Source organism: Tardiphaga sp. 866_E4_N1_4, from assembly GCF_052076075.1.
Lineage (GTDB): Bacteria > Pseudomonadota > Alphaproteobacteria > Rhizobiales > Xanthobacteraceae > Tardiphaga > Tardiphaga robiniae.
Genome location: NZ_CP197242.1, coordinates 5,490,496 through 5,507,341, shown reverse-complemented (window position 1 = coordinate 5,507,341; position 16,846 = coordinate 5,490,496). Strand labels below are relative to the sequence as shown.

Annotated in this window: 20 protein-coding genes; 4 read left to right on the top strand and 16 right to left on the bottom strand. The window is 63.1% G+C overall.

The genetic code is table 11. The annotated features are described in order from the left end of the window. The first annotated feature begins 91 nt into the window (after positions 1–91). Entirely contained in the window at positions 92–538 is a 447-nt protein-coding gene (locus tag AB8B20_RS26500) for a nucleoside deaminase (protein WP_439072943.1), read from the top strand. On the opposite strand, the gene AB8B20_RS26495 is transcribed toward AB8B20_RS26500, so the two are convergent. The 6 genes from AB8B20_RS26495 to AB8B20_RS26470 all read right to left on the bottom strand — a co-directional run bounded on the left by AB8B20_RS26495 (position 509) and on the right by AB8B20_RS26470 (position 4,590). Next, a complete protein-coding gene (locus tag AB8B20_RS26495) occupies positions 509–763 on the bottom strand; it encodes a DUF6894 family protein (protein WP_439072944.1) in 255 nt (84 codons plus the stop codon). The genes AB8B20_RS26500 and AB8B20_RS26495 overlap by 30 nt on opposite strands. A 68-nt stretch (positions 764–831) precedes the next feature. Next, a complete protein-coding gene (purD, locus tag AB8B20_RS26490) occupies positions 832–2,115 on the bottom strand; it encodes a phosphoribosylamine--glycine ligase (protein ID WP_175366466.1) in 1,284 nt (427 codons plus the stop codon). A 103-nt stretch (positions 2,116–2,218) separates the two neighbouring features. Beyond that, positions 2,219–2,722: a DUF6622 family protein gene (locus tag AB8B20_RS26485; RefSeq protein ID WP_439072945.1), complete on the bottom strand. Its 504-nt coding sequence runs from the start codon at positions 2,720–2,722 to the stop codon at positions 2,219–2,221. Between the two features lie 21 nt (positions 2,723–2,743). Beyond that, on the bottom strand, positions 2,744–3,046 hold the full coding sequence (locus tag AB8B20_RS26480; protein WP_089261883.1) for a winged helix-turn-helix domain-containing protein: 303 nt from the start codon (positions 3,044–3,046) through the stop codon (positions 2,744–2,746). Between the two features lies 1 nt (position 3,047). Beyond that, complete coding sequence (locus tag AB8B20_RS26475) at positions 3,048–3,599, bottom strand: hypothetical protein (RefSeq protein WP_439072946.1); 552 nt, start codon at positions 3,597–3,599, stop codon at positions 3,048–3,050. A 4-nt stretch (positions 3,600–3,603) separates the two neighbouring features. Then, positions 3,604–4,590: an alpha/beta hydrolase gene (locus AB8B20_RS26470; RefSeq protein ID WP_439072947.1), complete on the bottom strand. Its 987-nt coding sequence runs from the start codon at positions 4,588–4,590 to the stop codon at positions 3,604–3,606. 122 nt (positions 4,591–4,712) lie between these two features. Between AB8B20_RS26470 and xseA the strand changes: the two genes are divergently transcribed. Next, complete coding sequence (gene xseA, locus AB8B20_RS26465; protein ID WP_439072948.1) at positions 4,713–6,314, top strand: exodeoxyribonuclease VII large subunit; 1,602 nt, start codon at positions 4,713–4,715, stop codon at positions 6,312–6,314. Between the two features lie 121 nt (positions 6,315–6,435). Continuing rightward, entirely contained in the window at positions 6,436–6,663 is a 228-nt protein-coding gene (locus tag AB8B20_RS26460) for a DUF2093 domain-containing protein (protein WP_089261889.1), read from the top strand. A gap of 39 nt (positions 6,664–6,702) precedes the next feature. Here AB8B20_RS26460 and lpxK read toward each other — a convergent pair whose 3' ends face one another. From lpxK to AB8B20_RS26430, 6 genes are all read right to left on the bottom strand, one after another. Then, positions 6,703–7,713: a tetraacyldisaccharide 4'-kinase gene (gene lpxK, locus AB8B20_RS26455; protein ID WP_439072949.1), complete on the bottom strand. Its 1,011-nt coding sequence runs from the start codon at positions 7,711–7,713 to the stop codon at positions 6,703–6,705. Continuing rightward, positions 7,706–9,010 (bottom strand): 3-deoxy-D-manno-octulosonic acid transferase, encoded by a 1,305-nt coding sequence (locus tag AB8B20_RS26450; protein WP_439072950.1) that lies wholly within the window; start codon positions 9,008–9,010, stop codon positions 7,706–7,708. Before AB8B20_RS26450 ends, lpxK begins: the two co-directional genes overlap by 8 nt. Then, positions 9,003–9,716 (bottom strand): lysophospholipid acyltransferase family protein, encoded by a 714-nt coding sequence (locus AB8B20_RS26445; RefSeq protein ID WP_089261893.1) that lies wholly within the window; start codon positions 9,714–9,716, stop codon positions 9,003–9,005. Before AB8B20_RS26445 ends, AB8B20_RS26450 begins: the two co-directional genes overlap by 8 nt. Next, on the bottom strand, positions 9,713–9,958 hold the full coding sequence (locus AB8B20_RS26440) for a DUF4170 domain-containing protein (RefSeq protein WP_068733639.1): 246 nt from the start codon (positions 9,956–9,958) through the stop codon (positions 9,713–9,715). The genes AB8B20_RS26445 and AB8B20_RS26440 overlap by 4 nt, the downstream gene beginning before the upstream one ends. Before the next feature lie 61 nt (positions 9,959–10,019). Beyond that, on the bottom strand, positions 10,020–10,829 hold the full coding sequence (locus AB8B20_RS26435) for a 3'(2'),5'-bisphosphate nucleotidase CysQ (RefSeq protein WP_439072951.1): 810 nt from the start codon (positions 10,827–10,829) through the stop codon (positions 10,020–10,022). Further along, complete coding sequence (locus AB8B20_RS26430; protein ID WP_439072952.1) at positions 10,816–12,216, bottom strand: TldD/PmbA family protein; 1,401 nt, start codon at positions 12,214–12,216, stop codon at positions 10,816–10,818. The genes AB8B20_RS26435 and AB8B20_RS26430 overlap by 14 nt, the downstream gene beginning before the upstream one ends. Before the next feature lie 284 nt (positions 12,217–12,500). Between AB8B20_RS26430 and AB8B20_RS26425 the strand changes: the two genes are divergently transcribed. Next, positions 12,501–13,025 (top strand): DUF6101 family protein, encoded by a 525-nt coding sequence (locus AB8B20_RS26425; RefSeq protein ID WP_439072953.1) that lies wholly within the window; start codon positions 12,501–12,503, stop codon positions 13,023–13,025. A 27-nt stretch (positions 13,026–13,052) separates the two neighbouring features. Here AB8B20_RS26425 and AB8B20_RS26420 read toward each other — a convergent pair whose 3' ends face one another. From AB8B20_RS26420 to AB8B20_RS26405, 4 genes are all read right to left on the bottom strand, one after another. Then, positions 13,053–14,495, bottom strand: a complete 1,443-nt coding sequence (locus AB8B20_RS26420; RefSeq protein ID WP_439072954.1) for an FAD-binding oxidoreductase — start codon at positions 14,493–14,495, stop codon at positions 13,053–13,055. A gap of 20 nt (positions 14,496–14,515) precedes the next feature. Further along, positions 14,516–15,511 carry a Bug family tripartite tricarboxylate transporter substrate binding protein gene (locus tag AB8B20_RS26415; RefSeq protein WP_439072955.1) on the bottom strand — a complete coding sequence of 332 codons (996 nt, stop codon included), beginning with the start codon at positions 15,509–15,511 and terminating at the stop codon, positions 14,516–14,518. Between the two features lie 115 nt (positions 15,512–15,626). Next, a complete protein-coding gene (locus tag AB8B20_RS26410; protein ID WP_184513720.1) occupies positions 15,627–16,223 on the bottom strand; it encodes a thiamine pyrophosphate-dependent enzyme in 597 nt (198 codons plus the stop codon). Further along, positions 16,211–16,753 (bottom strand): thiamine pyrophosphate-binding protein, encoded by a 543-nt coding sequence (locus AB8B20_RS26405; RefSeq protein WP_089261903.1) that lies wholly within the window; start codon positions 16,751–16,753, stop codon positions 16,211–16,213. Before AB8B20_RS26405 ends, AB8B20_RS26410 begins: the two co-directional genes overlap by 13 nt. Positions 16,754–16,846: the final 93 nt, after the last annotated feature.

Genomic DNA, 16,846 nt, shown 5'->3' with positions numbered 1-16,846 from the left:
CGCGCTCATTGGGGCGCATTCTCACGCAAAACCAGTATCCACTTTTGCTGAATGCAACTCCGTAGCAGAGTTTTGCGCAGGAAACGAGCCGTTGACCGCACCTTCTTTCATGGATCTGGCGCTGAAAGCGGCCGAAAGCGCCGGAAATGCCGGCGAAGTCCCCATCGGCTGCGTCATCGTCGGGAATAACGAGGTGATCGCCACGGCCGGCAACCGCACCCTCCGTGACCGCGACCCGACCGCCCATGCCGAAGTCCTGGCGATCCGGGAGGCCGCCGCCAGGCTCGGCAGCGAGCGGCTGATCGACTGCGACCTGTATGTGACCCTGGAGCCCTGCACCATGTGCGCGGGCGCAATCTCCTTCGCCCGGATCCGGCGGCTGTATTACGGCGCAGCCGATCCCAAGGGCGGCGGGGTCGATTCCGGCGTGCGCTTCTTCGCTTCGCCGACCTGCCACCACGCGCCGGAAGTCTATCCGTCCGTGGGCGAAACCCAGTCCGCCACGTTGTTACGAGAGTTTTTTAGAGCGCGGCGCTGAGGCTTTGCTGACAGCCAAGTCAACGGGAACGCGGGTCACTTCGTGCCCGTCTTCGTGAATGACGCAGACATGGCGCTCATGGTCCTGATGCATCGCCGGCCGGGCGCTGACTTCGTCGGCGATCACATAAGCCTGTGCAATCGCTTCGGCGTCACTGCGCAGCTCCCGACCAGCATGGTCGCGCTGTGTCGTGCCGTTCTTGAGGTCGAAATAATAGTGCGCCATGGGTACCTCACAGCCCCATCAACGCGCCATACAACCTTCGGTTCCCCAAGAGGAACCCCTGAATACCGTTATTTGCCCTTGCGCTCCCGCGCCACCGCCTGCCAGCCGATATCGCGGCGACAGAAACCTTCCGGCCAGTTGATCAGGCCGATGGCCTCATAGGCGCGGCGCTGGGCCTCAGCAACGGTCTTGGCGGAGGCCGTCACGTTGAGGACGCGGCCGCCATTGGCGAGAATCCAGTCGCCGGATGCCTTGGTCCCGGCGTGAAACACCTCGACGCCGTCAATCTTCTCGGCGCGGTCGAGCCCGGCAATCCGGGTGCCCTTCTCATAGTCGCCGGGATAGCCCTTGGCGGCCATGACCACGGTGAGTGCGGGATCAGGGAACCAGCGCAGATCGAAATTCTTGAGCTGCCCGTCGCAGGAGGCGATCAGGGCCGGCAGCAGATCCGACATCAGCCGAACCATCAGCACCTGGGTCTCGGGATCGCCGAAGCGCGCATTGTATTCGATCAGCTTCGGGCCTTCGTCCGTGATCATCAGGCCGGCGAACAACACGCCCTTGTAGGGATTGCCCATCGCCTTCATGGCGCGCAGCGTTGGATAAATGATCTCGTTCATCGTGCGATCGCGGATCGCATCGGTAAAAACCGGTGCCGGCGAATAGGCGCCCATGCCGCCGGTGTTCGGCCCCTTGTCGCCGTCGAAGGCGCGCTTGTGATCCTGCGCCGCGACCAGTGGCAGTGCATGCTCGCCGTCGCACAGCACGAAGAACGAGGCTTCCTCGCCGGTCATGAATTCCTCGACCACGGCTTCCGCACCGGCTGCGCCGAAGCCGCCGCCGAGCATCATGTCGATGGCGTCTTCCGCTTCCTTCAGCGTCATCGCGACAACGACGCCCTTGCCGGCGGCAAGACCATCGGCCTTGATCACGATCGGCGCGCCCTGCGCGCGAATATAGGCCTTGGCGGCATCCGCATCGCTGAAGCGCTCATAGGCCGCGGTCGGAATGTTGTTGGCCTTGCAGAGATCCTTGGTGAAGCCCTTGGAGCCTTCGAGCCGGGCGGCGGCCTTGCTCGGTCCGAACGACTTGATACCGGCAGCAGCCAGATCGTCGACGATGCCCGCCGCCAGCGGCGCCTCGGGGCCGACCACGACGAAATCGACCTTGTTGGTCCGGCAGAACGCAATCACGGCGGCATGGTCGGCGACATCCAGCGCGATACATTCCGCCTCTTTGGCGATGCCGGCATTGCCGGGCGCGCACCAGAGTTTGGTCAGCAGCGGCGACGCGGCCAGTTTCCACGCCAGCGCGTGTTCGCGACCACCGGAACCGATGAGGAGAATGTTCATAACCAGCCAGACCAATTGCAATCAAACACGCCCATCGTTTAGCACGGCGCGTCGGGACAGCAATCAGTGGTCTGAGTAATCAACCGGCCAGGCGGCCAACCCGTCAAGCGACGGCGACATGTGTTTCCGCGCGATAACGGCGGATCAAACCCACCGTCCAGCCAAGGAAATAGCCAGCGCATGCCCCCGACACCAATTGGCCGATCAGCGGAACGGCAGCACCCGAACCCAGCTTCATCGCGGTTGCGACCGCCACGGCATATTGCAGGAGGAAGACCGACAGGTTGCGGATCAGGGGCAGCCAGCTCCCGGGGCGCAGAATAGTGCCGTCCTGCCGATCGACCGTCATCTCGCCGGGACCGACCCACAGAGCGACGGCCGCCATCACGATTGCCGCTGCCAGCCAAGCTCCGATCAGATGCAATTGGCCGCCGGCAAAGATCAGCCGCGACAACCCCATCAGGAGAAACACCATCGGAACGATCAGCAAACGGCGCAGCTCTGTCTTTCGCGGCCGGAGCGACAGACTTCCGAGCCAGATCAGCAGTGCCAGCAACGCGAACACCCAGATCGGCGTGTTGGTCAGAATGCGCCACGCGATGTCCATGACAATCTCCCAGGCTTTGCTCTACTTGCCTTCCGCAGTCGCGATGATCTCACGCAAGGTCGCGACGTGCCGCGCGAAGGCGCCACGCCCGGTCGCGGTGGCCGTCACCGTCGTCTGCGGCTTCTTGCCGACAAAGGCCTTTTCGACGCTGACATAACCGGCTTTCGCCAGTGTCTCGATATGAGCGCCGAGATTGCCATCGGTGGCGCCGGTCAGTTTCTTCAATCGCGGGAAATCCAGCCCCTGTGCCGGATGCAGCGCGTTCAGCGCTGCCATGATCTTGAGCCGCAGCGGCTGATGGATGATGTCGTCGAGTTCGGCCATGTCAGCTGCGCCGCATCCAGAGGCCACCGAGCAACAGGCCGCCACCATTGACGACAGCCATCCAGAGCGTGAACCACGGTCCGGCGAAGAAGTAACCGAGCAGCGTCAGCGCGATCACGCTCATGCCGATGACGACAAAGACGCGGCCGAACCAGAACCCTGTCATCACGTAAGGCAACATGAAGTAAGTCGTCCAGAACGCGCCGATCTGCCGCGGCACCATGTTCCCGAAAACGATGCTCCACAGACAGCCAAAAGCCACGAAGGCAGTGAAAGCTGCCGTCGCGCGTGCATCGAAGGTGCTGACGCCTTCGCGCTTCTTGTTGAGGGCCCCGATGATGGTCGCGCAGATGACACCCGCGACGATGACGACCGACCAGATGACGGGAGCCGCAGCAGGCGCGAAGAACGAGAGCAGATAACCGATAAAAGTCGCAACGCCCCATAGAATGAGCATCGTGCTGGCGTGCCGATAGAATACCGACTGCCGGACCAGCCGACTGAGGCTCTCGATCTCCATCAACGCAGCACCGGCTTCCTGGCTGTTGATCACGGTGTCACCTCGTTGCGATATCGTCGGCAACGACGGCGACGAAACTTGCCGTGCTGACGACGTCCATATGATTTGCGTTGTCGAGGACGCGCACGTCGATATTGGCTTTCGACTGCATTGCCTCGCGATATTTGTCGGCGAACATCAGCTCGTCATTGCGCCCGGCGATGACCGATATGGGCCCATTCGCCGGATCGAGATCGAGGCGATAGTCGCGATGCGTGCCGAAATTCTGCAGCAGCCGAAACGAATATTCGGACGTCAGAATGCGTGTCGACCCCGGTTGCACGGCAAAGGCAACCACCGGGAGCTGCGAACAGCATGTCACCCCCAACGACTGCAGCACACTGAGCGCGATGATGCGCGGCACATTCGGACTGGCCCATCCGCCTGCGTTCTCGCGTGTGGATGGCGACTTCAGGCCGAGATAGGGTGACAGCAGAACGGTGCGTGCGAAAAGCCCCTGATTGACGGACCCTGCTACGCGCAGTGCAAACCCGCCGCCCGACGAATGCCCGGCGAGCGTCAGTGGCGACGCCAACCCCTGCCCGCGCACATGGCCGACGAGATCTGCGAGATCATCGTCGAGCTGACCGAGATAGGCGATATCGCCGCGGGTCCCCGATGCGCCATGGCCGCGCATGTCGGGAGCGATGCTTTCGACGCCCCGCGCGGCAAGCGCTTTCGCCAGGGCGTGCACCGCGATGCTCGATCCCGACGAACCATGAATGAGCAGTGCGGCACGGTTCACGGATGGTCCGGATGGCGTGTAGCGCCGGTAGGCCAGATTCGAGCCGTCTCTCGCCTGGAAATACTGCAGTGGCGGCACATCCCCGCGATACGCACTGCGCGCCGTGTCCGCAATGGAGGCCAGTGCCTTGGGCCGGGAAACCGGAACCGCAATCATGCCGGCCAGCACCAGGGCCGCCAGACCCACCGCAGCAAGGAGCCAAACGATGCCACGGACCGCGAAGGTCAATATCGACGCCATAATACCCGCCCTTCTCTGAATACAGATTACTCTGTACAACAGAGTTATCTGTAGATCAATATCTGATTGGCGTTTTGCGACCGACATCCCTACTTTGCGACGATCCTGAAAGCCGAGATTCGATGTCCAAAGCCGCCGCCCCCCTCACCAATTCCCCCGAATTCACCGTCTCCGAGCTGTCCTCAGCCCTGAAACGGACGGTGGAAGACACATACGGGAACGTGCGGGTGCGCGGCGAAATCTCGGGTTTTCGTGGGCCGCATTCGTCCGGCCACTGCTATTTCTCGCTCAAGGACGAGAGCGCCAAGATCGAGGCGGTGATCTGGAAGGGCGTCCATGGCCGAATGCGGTTCAAGCCGCAGGAAGGCCTCGAAGTTATCGCCACCGGCAAGCTGACCACCTATCCCGGCTCGTCGAAATACCAGATCGTCATCGAGGCCATCGAGCCGGCTGGGGTCGGCGCGCTGATGGCGCTGATGGAGGAGCGCAAGCGCAAGCTTGGCGCCGAGGGCCTATTCGACGAAGCGCGCAAGCAGTTGCTGCCATGGCTGCCGGAGGTGATCGGCGTGGTGACGTCGCCGACCGGCGCTGTCATCCGCGACATCCTGCATCGGCTCGAAGACCGCTTCCCGCGCCGCGTGCTGGTCTGGCCCGTCAAGGTTCAGGGCGAAGGTTCGGCCGAGCAGGTCGCGGCCGCGATCCATGGCTTCAATGCGCTGCCCGAAGGCGGCGCCATTCCGCGGCCGGATCTGCTGATCGTCGCGCGCGGCGGCGGTTCGCTGGAAGACCTGTGGTCGTTCAACGAAGAGATTGTGGTGCGCGCCGCGGCCGAGAGCATGATCCCGCTGATTTCGGCGGTCGGGCATGAGACCGATATCACGCTGATCGATTTCGCCGCCGACAAGCGCGCGCCGACACCGACGGCGGCCGCCGAAATGGCGGTGCCCGTGCGCGCCGAACTGATGGTGGAGATATCCGGCTTCGAGCGCCGCATGATGTTGTGCTGGCAGCGCGGCCAGGAATCCCGCCGCAACGAACTGCGCGCCGCAGCGCGTGCTCTGCCGGATCTCAGCGAACTGCTCGCCATTCCGCGCCAGCGTCTCGATGGCGCAACCGCATCGCTGCCTCGTGCGCTCAAGGCCAATACCCACGCGCATCATCGCCGCTTCGCGCAGGCGAGCTCAGGTCTCACGCTGCGCGTGCTGCGCGCGCAGATCGCCCATGCCACGCAGCGACTGACGGTATCGGGCGAACGGCTGAGCCTCTCCGCGCGTGCACTGCTTCGGCAGCGCCGCGATCGCTTTGCTGCACTCGATGCCCGGCTGAAGGCCTCGAAACTCGCCAATGCGCAAGCGCAGCGCAATGCCATCATACGCGACAGGGAGCGCGCATTGCGCCTCACTGAGCGCGCGCGCCGTGCATTGACGACACTGGTGCAGCGCCAGCAGGCGCGCGTACAGGCATCGAGCCAGTTGCTCGGTGCCCTCTCCTATCGCAGCGTACTGGCCCGCGGCTTTGCGCTGGTGCGCGACGAGCAAGGTGCAGCACTGCATGCCGCCGCCACTGTCGGCGCGGGCGCCCGCCTGAGCATCGAATTCGCCGACGGCCGCGTCGGTGTGACCGCCGATGGCGACCGCCCGGCCGCCGCGGCGCGTGAAGCAAAGCCTGCGTCGCCGTCCGCGCCGAAAAAGGCGCTGAAAATCGATCAGGGCAGCCTGTTCTAGAGGTTGCGCAGGCCGCCTTTATTGGGCGACGCAGCGGCCCTATTTATGCTACGAGATGACGACATTCAGGGCCGGTGACCGATCCGGCAAGACGACTTAGTGACGATCCAGGAGACCAGCCGTGCTGAACAAATTTGGCCCTTCGGGCCACGGCGAAGCCCAGTTGCAATATCTCGACGGCGATTTCCGCGTGGTGTCGCCCGGCACCTATGTGACCTGCGCCATCACAGGCGAGCGCATTCCGCTGGACGAGTTGAAATATTGGAGCGTCGATCGGCAGGAAGCCTATGCGGTGCCGAATGCAGTGCTGGCGCGGCATTATCCGGACGCCGTGAAGGGTCAGAAGTAAGCTCGTATCGGTCCTTCCGTAGGGTGAGCACGCTTCGCCTTACGTTCTGAGTGTCTTCACTCTTGCCTGATTGAGCCGTTCGATCACGAAAGCCTGCAGTGCCGCCTTGTCTTCGAAGGCCAGCGTGACGGCGAATGGTACGATCTCCGCCGCGGCCGGCATGCTGCTGAGCTTGACGATGTCTTTCTCGGTCGTCACCAGCGTCAGCCCATCACGCTTCGCCTGCGCGACCAGCGCATCGATCTCACCGGGCGCATACGGGTGATGGTCGGCGAGGGCCTTCTCCACCGCCACGTCCACACCTGCATGACGCAACGTGCGAAAGAACCGCTCGGGATCGCCGATTCCCGCAAAGGCCAGCACGCGCTTGCTGCGCAAGGCTGCCACTGACGTCTCATCCGGCACGAGGCGCGCCGTCAATACCGGACCGCCCTTGCCAGCGACCAGCGCCGCAACGCCCGTCGCTGCAACACCATCGCCGATCACGACCAATGCATCGGTGCGTGCGATCTGCAGATCGAGCGGCGCCCGCAAAGGTCCCGCGGGCAGCACGCGCCCGTTGCCGAGACCGCGATTGCTGTCGATCACAATAAACGACGCATCCTTGGCGATGGCCGGATTCTGGAAACCGTCATCCATCACGATGACGCTGGCGCCGGTCGAGCGCGCCAGCGCTGCGCCAGCGACGCGATCCCCGGAGATCACCACCGCCACCTGTCGTGCCATCATCAGCGGTTCGTCGCCGACATCTGCCGCCACGTGCCTCGACGGATCAACTTTCACCGGGCCGCGCAGCTTTCCACCATAGCCGCGGCTGAGCACCACCGGCGTCTCGCCGAGATCGCACAGCACGTGTACCAATGCCAATGTCGTCGGTGTCTTGCCGGCACCGCCGACGTGATAATTGCCGACGCAAAGAACGGGAATACCGACATCGACGCCCTTGCGCGCCATGCGGCTACCTGCGACTTCGCCATAGATGGCGCCAAGCGGCATCAGCAGACGCGACAACCATGTCGATGGCGGCCGCCAGAACGCCGGCTCACGCATCCTGCGCTCCCGCTTCGAGCCGGAGCTGCATCAAATAGGGCTCCAGCGCATGCAGCGTACGGTCGAGCGCACCGCCAAGCCGTTCAACCACGCGATGCCCGGCCTCGATCGCGGCATCGCGTGCCGCCTCGTTACCGAGCATCTGGCCGAGCTGTTTCACCAATTGCTCGGAGGAGTCGGCGAGCTTCGCGCCGCCGGCTCCATCCAGCGCCTCATAGACGTCGGTGAAATTGAACACGTGCGGACCATGCACCACGGACGCACCGAGCTTCACGGCTTCAATCGGATTTTGCCCACCATGCGGCACCAGCGAACCGCCCATGAACACCACCGGTGACAGGCGATAGAACAGGCCGAGCTCGCCCATGGTGTCGGCGACATAGATATCAGTGCCTGCATGCGGCAATTCCTCGCGCGAGCGCAAGGCGACCTGCGCACCCGCCACCGTGATCATCTGCGCGATATCTGCGCCGCGATGGGCGTGGCGCGGCACAATGACGGTCAGCAATTTCGGAAAGAAACTGGTCAGCGTCTTGTGGGTCTCGAGGATGATCTCCTCTTCACCGGGATGCGTCGAGGATGCGACGATGATGGGGCGACCGCGCGTCACCGCCATGAGCTTGTCGAGCTTCACGGCGTCACCGGGCGGCGCCTGCACGTCGAGCTTCAGATTGCCCGTGACAACGACGCTGCGCGACCCCAATGCGCTGAAGCGCTCGGCGTCGGTTTCGGACTGCGCCAGGCAAATCTCGAAACGGCCGAGCAACGCGCCGATGGTCGCCGAAAATTTCTGCCAGCGCGGGAAGGAGCGTTGCGACATGCGCGCATTGATCAGCACCATCGGCAGCCGACGCTTGGCGGCGGAGATGATGAGGTTCGGCCAGAGATCGCTTTCGATGAACAGTGCCAGGCTCGGCTTCCAGTGATCGAGGAAGCGCGCCACGAAGCGCGGTGAGTCATAGGGAATGTATTGATGGATGATATCGGCAGGAAAGCGCTTGGCGATGATCTCGGCCGAGGTCACCGTGCCCGACGTCAGCAGGATGCGCATGCCCAGCGCGCGCAGCCGCTCGATCAGCGCTGCCGCCGCCAGCACTTCGCCGACGCTGGCGCCGTGAATCCAGACCAGCGGCCCGGCGGGGCGCTCGATCTGCGAGATGCCGCGACGCTCGTCTAGGCGCGCAGGATCTTCCTTATTCTTCTTCAACCGTTGCCTGATCAGGACGGGCGCAAGCGGCGTCAGCGCCGCCGACAATCTGCGATAGGCGCGCAGCGTGATCGGCAGCGCGTTAGGCACGACGCGCACCTTCCGGCCGACCTACCGCGTCATAGGCACGCTGCGTGGCCTCGTTCAGCGTGGCTTCGAGCTGCAGGCGCAACGCCTCCATCGTGGCAGCGTCGGCATCGGCAGGAACGCTCAGGGGTTCGCCGCCGACCAGCACGCCGCGCCCGAAAGGCAGATTGATCGTGGTGCGGTCCCAGTTGTTGAGCTGAACGTAGCGGCTGGTGGCCATGGCAAACGGCATGATCGGCCGGCCGCTTTCACGCGCCAGCATGATGATGCCCATGCCGGCGACACGCGAGCGCTTCGGCACGTCGGCGGTCAGCGCCATATTGATACCGCGCTCCAGCACCCGCACCATCTCCTTGAACGCACCGACGCCGCCCTTGCGGTGAAACGCGCCACCATGATCGCCGGAGCCGCGAACGGTGGCGATGCCAAGGCGCTCGGCGGCCAGCGCATTGAACTCGCCGTCGCGATGCTTCGAGATCAGCACCGCGCCGCGATAGTCCTTCTGCCGGATGAACGGCGTCATGAAGTGCTGGCCATGCCAGAACGCCAAGATGACCGGCATCTGCGGTTCGACAATGTCATAGACATCGACGGGATCGAAGGTGAAGGTGTTGGTCTTCCAGACCAGACGCAAAAATTCGGCCGCGAGAAACCCCGCGGCGCGCTGAACCCAGCTGCTGCGCAGCGTGTTTCGGAGCAGTCGTTTCAAGCGGTCGGCTTCGCGTCTTGACCCGGATCGAGCAGCCGATGGAGATGGACGATGAAATAGCGCATGTGGGCGTTGTCGACGGTCTGCTGCGCCTTGGCCTTCCAGGCGACAAATGCCGTCGCGTAATTCGGATAGACGCCGACGACTTCAACCTGGCTGAGATCCTTGAACGTCGTCTCTTTCAGGTTGGTCAGCTCGCCCCCGATGACCAGATGAAGCAGTTGCTGTGGTGTGTCAGACATGAATCCTGTTCCTGCAGCGACCGGCTGCGATCCGATAAGTCAAAGATAGTGGTGCAGCCGGTTAAACCCGGCGGTTCTGGAATTGCTCGACGATGTAAGCATGGCGATCGGCCCCCGCTGCCACCAGCAACCCGTGCGTGACTTCCCGGCGATTATAGAGGATGGGATCGCCCGAAAGCTCGGTCATCCTACCATTCGCTTCGTGCACGATCAAATCTGCGGCGGCCAGATCCCAGTCCCGGCTCTGCCCCCCGGCAAAGGCTGCATCCAGCCGGCCATTGGCGATCCAGCACAATCGCAGCGCCAGTGAGCCGATTCGCGGATAAAGCGTGATATCCTGTCTGGGGTGCACCATCCGCTCGACCAGAGGTTTCGGGCCCGCCACGCGCGAAAAGTCCATTACGGAACCGGTCGTGGCCCGAACCGGAACGCCGTTGCAGGTGGTGCCCTGCCCGCGGATCGCCAGAAAAAATTCATCTGTGGATGGCGCAAATACCGCGGCCATCACCGGCCGGGCGTCCTCGACCAGCGCGACACAGATACACCAATCCTCGCGACCGGCGAGATAGCTGCGGGTGCCGTCAATCGGATCAATGATCCAGGTCAGGCGTTTGCCGAGGCGAGATTCGTCATCGGCGCTCTCCTCCGAAAGCCAGCCGTAATCGGGCGTCGCCGCGCGAAGCCGCTTCTCGATCAGATCGTTGACGGCGATATCCGCTTCGGAGACCGGGGAGGATTCGCCCTTGGTCCATTTCTTGAGTTCTGTACCGAACATTGCGAGGCCGAGCTCGCCGGCCGCCCGCACTGTGTCCGCCATCAGGGCAACATCGTGCGCGAGCCGTTTGTCTGTGTCGAGATCAGCGTCCGGCAATCGTCAGTCCCTCGACGCGCACGGTCGGCGCGTTGACGCCGTATTTGAAAGCGAGGTCGTTGGCCGGGATCATCGACTTGAAAATCTCGAACAGATGACCGGCGATGGTGATCTCGCTGACGGCGTAAGTCAGCTTGCCGTTCTCGATCCAGAATCCGCCGGCGCCGCGGCTATAGTCGCCGGTCACGCCATTGACGCCCGAACCGATCAGATCGGTGACGTAAAAGCCTTCCTTGATATCGGCGATCAGGTCTCCGGGGCTCACGTCGCCCGCTTCCATATGCAGGTTATACGCGCCGGGCGATGGTGACGACGACACGCCGCGATGCGCGTGGCCTGTCGTGATCATGCCGAGTTCGCGCGCGGTCGCGCAATCCAACAGCCAGGTGGTGAGCACGCCGCCGTCGATGATGGCCTGCTGCTTCGTCGCGACACCTTCGGCATCGAAGGACTGCGAACGCAGGCCGCGCACGCGCAGGGGATCATCGATGATGCGGATATTGCTGCTGAACAGCTGCTTGCCGAGACTGTCCTTGAGGAAGGTCGTCTTGCGCGCGACGGACGCGCCATTGGCGGCACCGATGACATGACCGACCAGCGAGTTCGAGACGCGCGGGTCGTACACCACCGGCACCTTGCAGGTCGGCACCTTGCGCGGATTGGCCCGCGCCACCGTGCGCTCGCCCGCGAGCTTGCCGACGCTGGCCGGCGAGTCCAGATCGGATGCATGCAGCGCCGAGGTGAAGGCGTAGTCGCGCTCCATCTTGGTGCCGTCGCCGACGATCGCGGTCATGGACACGCCCTGGCTCGATCGCAGATAGGAGCCGTGGAAACCGGTCGAGGTGACGAGCACCATGCCGCCGATGCCGGTCGAGGCCGATGCGCCGCCGGACTTGGTCACGCCCTTCACCGCGAGCGCCGCCGCTTCGGCTTCCACTGCGCGGCGTTCGAGTTCGCTCACCGACGGCACGACGGGATCGAGCAGATCGAGATTGGCAAAGTCGCGCGCAAGCAGCACTGGGTCCGCAAGGCCGACATATTGATCATCAGGTGCGACGCGCGCCATCGCGACAGCACGTTCGACCAGTTGCGCGACATTATCGCCGGACATGTCATTGGTGGAGATCACCGCCTGACGGCGACCGACGAACACGCGCAATCCCATATCGTCGCCTTCCGAACGCTCGGAGGCTTCGACCTTCCCATCACGCACTTCGACGCCATGCGACACGCCGCGCACCGCGACCGCATCCGCGGCATCCGCACCGGCCTTCCTGGCAGCCTCGACGAGACGCTGCGCCAGCGTGGAGAGTACGGACTGATCGAGCAGATCGGAATTGTCGGATTTCGTGGAGACAGACGACGACGCGTTTGGTGAAGAGTTCACGAACAAAATCCCAACATTGAGAGACGATTTCAAGAGGTCCGAAGCGGCGATGGCCGCTGTTAGAGATGTGCTTATTTCGCAGGGACTTCAAGCATTTGCCGCGCCGAAAAGGAAAGAATTTCAGGGCTCTCGCAACGGTTCGTCAATCATGCCTGCCAAGCTTCTGTCAATCATGAAGGGCAGTCGGATTCGATTAACCAGCCTTTTTAAGCCGATTCCGAACCGGCTCTGGCAAGGTCTCCCCATCGACCGGGAACATAATTCCGGCGGGGAGATAAAAAGCCGTGAGGCATCAAACAGCGACAGGTGGGGCCCATGCCCCGGGATCGGGCAGCGCATTGCGGCTCGATCCCCATTCACTTCCGGTTCGTTTCGAGGCGCATGATACCCGCGCCGACGGAGCGATCCGCCATATCGAACTGCATCGCACCCGCGTCGTCCTGCATCGTGCCGTCAGCGGCATGCGTATGGCGATCAATGTGCGCGTCAGCGATTTTCTCGGCGTCACCTTGCGCGGTCTCGACGACGGCAAGATGCTGATGCTCGCGCATCGCGATCCTTCACTGTCGATTCCATTGCTGGTCAGTTCGGATCGCGAAGAAATCGACACGGCCTGGCAGATGTGGAGCGAGATCTTCGCGCTTCCGCAATTGCCGGAAGAGAAGACTTACGAACCATCGCAACGCCGCCGTCGCCGCAATGCGATCCGCGAGCGCCGCCCGAAATTCCTGGTGCGTCGTCGTCCGGGCGCTTTGCTCGGCGAAGCCGGCAGCTACAAGGGTGAACGCGAGATCATCGCGCGACACTAAGAAGACAGGCAGGAGCCTCCTGCCGTCCTACTCTCCCGGCAGTCGCAACACCTTGACCGGATTCATCATCCGGTCGGGATCGAGTGCGAGTTTCACGCGCCGCATCAGATCGAGCTCGACTTCCGACGTGTAGAGCGGAAGCCGGTCGATATGCATGCGGCCGATGCCGTGCTCGGCGCTGATACTGCCGCCACAGGCGACGCTTTCCTGATGCACAATGGTGTTGGCCTCGTGCGCCGCAGCCTCGCGCACCTGCGCATCGCCGATGTCGTAGGGAAACACAACGATCACATGCACATTGCCATCACCGACATGCCCGCAATGCGCGACCTGCGCATTCGGCAGCTCGCGCTGCAGCCGGCGCGTGACGCGGTCGATGAATTCCGGCAGCGCCGAGATCGGCACCGACGTATCGTTCGACACGGTAAAACCCTCGCGCTTGTTGGATTCCGAAATCGTGTGGCGCAGGTTCCAGATCCGGTCGGCCTTGGCCTGATCGGTGGCGATCACCGCATCGCCGATGAGCCCTTCCTCCATCGCTGCGGCCAGTGCCGTCTCCAAGCTTTCCACGGCGTTCCAGTCCGCGGCGCTGTCCGCCAGTTCGAGCAGCACATACCATGGCGCCTCACCCGCCATCGGACTGCCGCTCGCAGAACCATGACGCAGCACGATCTGCAATTGGCTCTGCGACATCAGTTCAAAGGCCTCGACACGACCGCCCGTCGTGCGCTGCAGATACTGCAATAGCGCAATCGCCTGGCCGACCTCGTCCATCGACACCATTGCCGTCGCTGACACCATGAGCTTCGGATACAGTTTCAGCACAGCGGCAGTGACGATGCCGAGCGTGCCCTCAGCGCCGATGAAGAGCTGTTTCAGGTCGTAGCCGGTATTGTCCTTACGCAGCGCCTTGAGGCCATTCCAGATGCGACCGTCTGCCAGCACCACTTCCAGCCCGAGCACCTGCTCGCGCATATTGCCGTAACGCAGCACACCGGTGCCGCCGGCATTGGTAGATATCAGCCCGCCGACCTCGCAACTGCCGACGCTGCCGAGCAACACCGGAAACTGCCGGTCATGCTGGTCAGCCAGCGCACGCACATCCGCCAGAATGCAGCCGGCTTCCAGCGTCACCGCATTGTTGAGCGGATCGAGGTTGCGCACGCGGTTGAGCCGCGAGACATTGACGATCAGGCAGTCCAACTCATCCGGTGCGATCGCTCCGCCGGTGAGCCCGGTATTGCCGGCTTGCGGCACGACCGCCACACCGAAGCTGCGGCAGACGCCCATCAGTGCCGCAACTTCCTCCGTACTTCCCGGCAGGGCTACAGCGACAGCAGCCCCGCGATAACGGGCGCGCCAGTCTTGCTGATAGGAATCGGCATCCGCACCAGTGCGCACATATTTGCCGCCAATAACTGCGGCCACGGCAGCAAGAAATGCAGCAGGATCGGCTTTCAGAGACGTCAACACGCTATCCTTCCGCAGAGCTACTCAGCCTTCAGACCGGCGGCCTGGATGATCGGGCCCCACTTCACGCCCTCGGCCTTGACCTGCGCCTCGAGCTCGGCGCCGGTCGAGCCCACCGGATCTCCGCTCAGCTCGCGCAACTGCTTCGCCACGTCCGGATCGGCGACGGCCTTGCGGAACTCTGAACTCAACCGCTCGGCCAGCGCCAGCGCCATGCCGGGTGGGCCGAACACCGCGTTCCAAGTATAGGTCTCGTAGTCAGGCAGGCCGGACTCTGCAACGGTCGGAATGTCCGGGAATGATGGCGACCTCTTCTTAGTCGTGACGGCCAGCGTGCGGATCGAGCCCGCCTTGATGAACGGCGCAGCGCCGCTCAACACGTCGAACAGAACCGGGATCTGTCCGCCCATCAGGTCGTTCATGGCCGGTGCGCCGCCGCGATAGGGCACGTGCTCCATCTTCACGCCCGCCTGCACCTTGAATAACTCACCGGAGAGATTGGGCGGTGTTCCCACGCCGGACGACCCGTAACTATATTTGGTCGGCTCGGCCTTGAGCAGCGCGATGAGTTCGCCGACGGTGGTCGCCTTCACCTGCTTGGACACCATCAACACATTGGGCACCGTGACCAGCATCGAGATCGCGGTGAAATCCTTGACCGGATCGTAAGGCGGCACCTTCGCCATCAACGGATTGATGGTGTGGGTGGAGATCGTGCCCATCAACAATGTCAGCCCATCGGGCTTGGCGCGCGCGACCCGCGTGGCACCAACCACACCGCCTGCGCCGCCGACATTTTCGATGAGGATCGTTTGCCCGAGTTGATCGGAGACCTTCTTGGCGACATGCCGACTGACGATGTCGGTGGCCCCGCCAGCTGCGAAAGGCACGACCAGCGTGATCGGGCTTTTCGGCAGGTCTGCCTGCGCCCAGACACTGGTACCTGGAATCATCATGCTGGACGCCGCAACGGCTGCCGAGCGGCAGAACGTGCGGCGCGTAATCTTGCTCGCCATTGTTTCCCTACCCTTGATGATGTTTTTGTTTCCCACACTGGTTTTCCAGCATTGGGTCTCCAGACGATCGTCAGAAGGGCGCCGCATCCACATGGATGAGCGCCCTTCCGTTTGTTCAGAGCGGCGCGTGTCCCAGCGCTGCACGGAATCGGTTCTTCACATAGACACCATCACGCGGCGGCAGCACGCGGGGCGGGTTTTCCGCTTTCACTTTGATCGTCGCGAGCTTGACGCCATCGCGCGACGACAGGCGAGTGCGCAGATCGTCCACGCCCGCCATATCGCGAATCTCGCGCGTCCAACCAAAACCGCAGGCTTGCGCCACGCGATCGAGATTGACGCCGAGCCCAGCGTGGCTGACCTGCATGCCGGTTTCGCCGAAATGCCCGTTGTCGAGAATGGCGATGGTGAGATTGGCAGGTTTGCGCGTGGCAATGGTGGCGAGGCCGCCCATACCCATCAGCATCTCACCATCTCCGGTGATCACCAACACCGAATGATCAGGCTTCGCCGTCGCCAGTCCAAGCCCGACCATGGCGGCGCTGCCCATGGCCGCCCAAAGATAGTAGTTATTGTCGTGATCGCCGGCGGCCATCACATCATAGGACGGTGAGCCAAGGCCAGTGACCACGAGCAGATCCTTGCGGCCGGCCAGCAGCTTCTGCACGACCTCGCGGCGATCGAGCGCGCCGGTTGCGTTTACTTGACCCACTGCTTCTCTCCGATCAAACGCTGCCCCAGAAGCAATGCACAGGCTGCATCGCCATTGAATGCCATCGATGCGGCGCCATGCAACAGCGGCGCAACATCTTGCGGCTCATCGGCGCGCCAGGTCAGCACGCCCATCAGGTTGAGCGCCTTCTCGGTCGCCTGCCCCATCGGATTTTGCCACGCATTGAACTCCGCCCAGTCGCCGCGCATGGTCACGACCATCAGCAGAGGAAAGCGCGTGCAGGCCTGCAGCGCCAGCGTATTGATGCAGTTGCCGACGCCGCTGGACTGCATCAACAGCGCACCGCGCTCGCCGCCGAGCCAGGCACCCGCGAGATAGCCGATGCCTTCCTCCTCGGTCGTCAGCACAACGGAATTGATCGCATTGTCCTCGTCGGCGAGACGGATCGCCGTGGAGTGGCCGGCATCGGGCACATAGACGATGTGCTTGACGTCGGCCTCCTTCAGGATGCGGAACACATCGTGCCGCCAATCCACCTGTGAACCGGGCGTGGGCCCTGCATCTGACATTCCAGTCTCCGTTGCTTGCAGCATAGCGCTGACTCACGCTTAGCCCAAAGCAGACGGCCCGACGCATACCGATTTGCTCGAAGAGATATGCCG

Coding starts and splice junctions, on each gene's coding strand:
- AB8B20_RS26495 (WP_439072944.1), bottom strand. CDS start 763: ATGGCGCACTATTATTTCGACCTCAAGAACGGCACGACACAGCGCGAC.
- purD (WP_175366466.1), bottom strand. CDS start 2,115: ATGAACATTCTCCTCATCGGTTCCGGTGGTCGCGAACACGCGCTGGCG.
- AB8B20_RS26485 (WP_439072945.1), bottom strand. CDS start 2,722: ATGGACATCGCGTGGCGCATTCTGACCAACACGCCGATCTGGGTGTTC.
- AB8B20_RS26480 (WP_089261883.1), bottom strand. CDS start 3,046: ATGGCCGAACTCGACGACATCATCCATCAGCCGCTGCGGCTCAAGATC.
- AB8B20_RS26470 (WP_439072947.1), bottom strand. CDS start 4,590: ATGGCGTCGATATTGACCTTCGCGGTCCGTGGCATCGTTTGGCTCCTT.
- xseA (WP_439072948.1), top strand. CDS start 4,713: ATGTCCAAAGCCGCCGCCCCCCTCACCAATTCCCCCGAATTCACCGTC.
- lpxK (WP_439072949.1), bottom strand. CDS start 7,713: ATGCGTGAGCCGGCGTTCTGGCGGCCGCCATCGACATGGTTGTCGCGT.
- AB8B20_RS26440 (WP_068733639.1), bottom strand. CDS start 9,958: ATGTCTGACACACCACAGCAACTGCTTCATCTGGTCATCGGGGGCGAG.
- AB8B20_RS26415 (WP_439072955.1), bottom strand. CDS start 15,511: ATGGCGAGCAAGATTACGCGCCGCACGTTCTGCCGCTCGGCAGCCGTT.
- AB8B20_RS26405 (WP_089261903.1), bottom strand. CDS start 16,753: ATGTCAGATGCAGGGCCCACGCCCGGTTCACAGGTGGATTGGCGGCAC.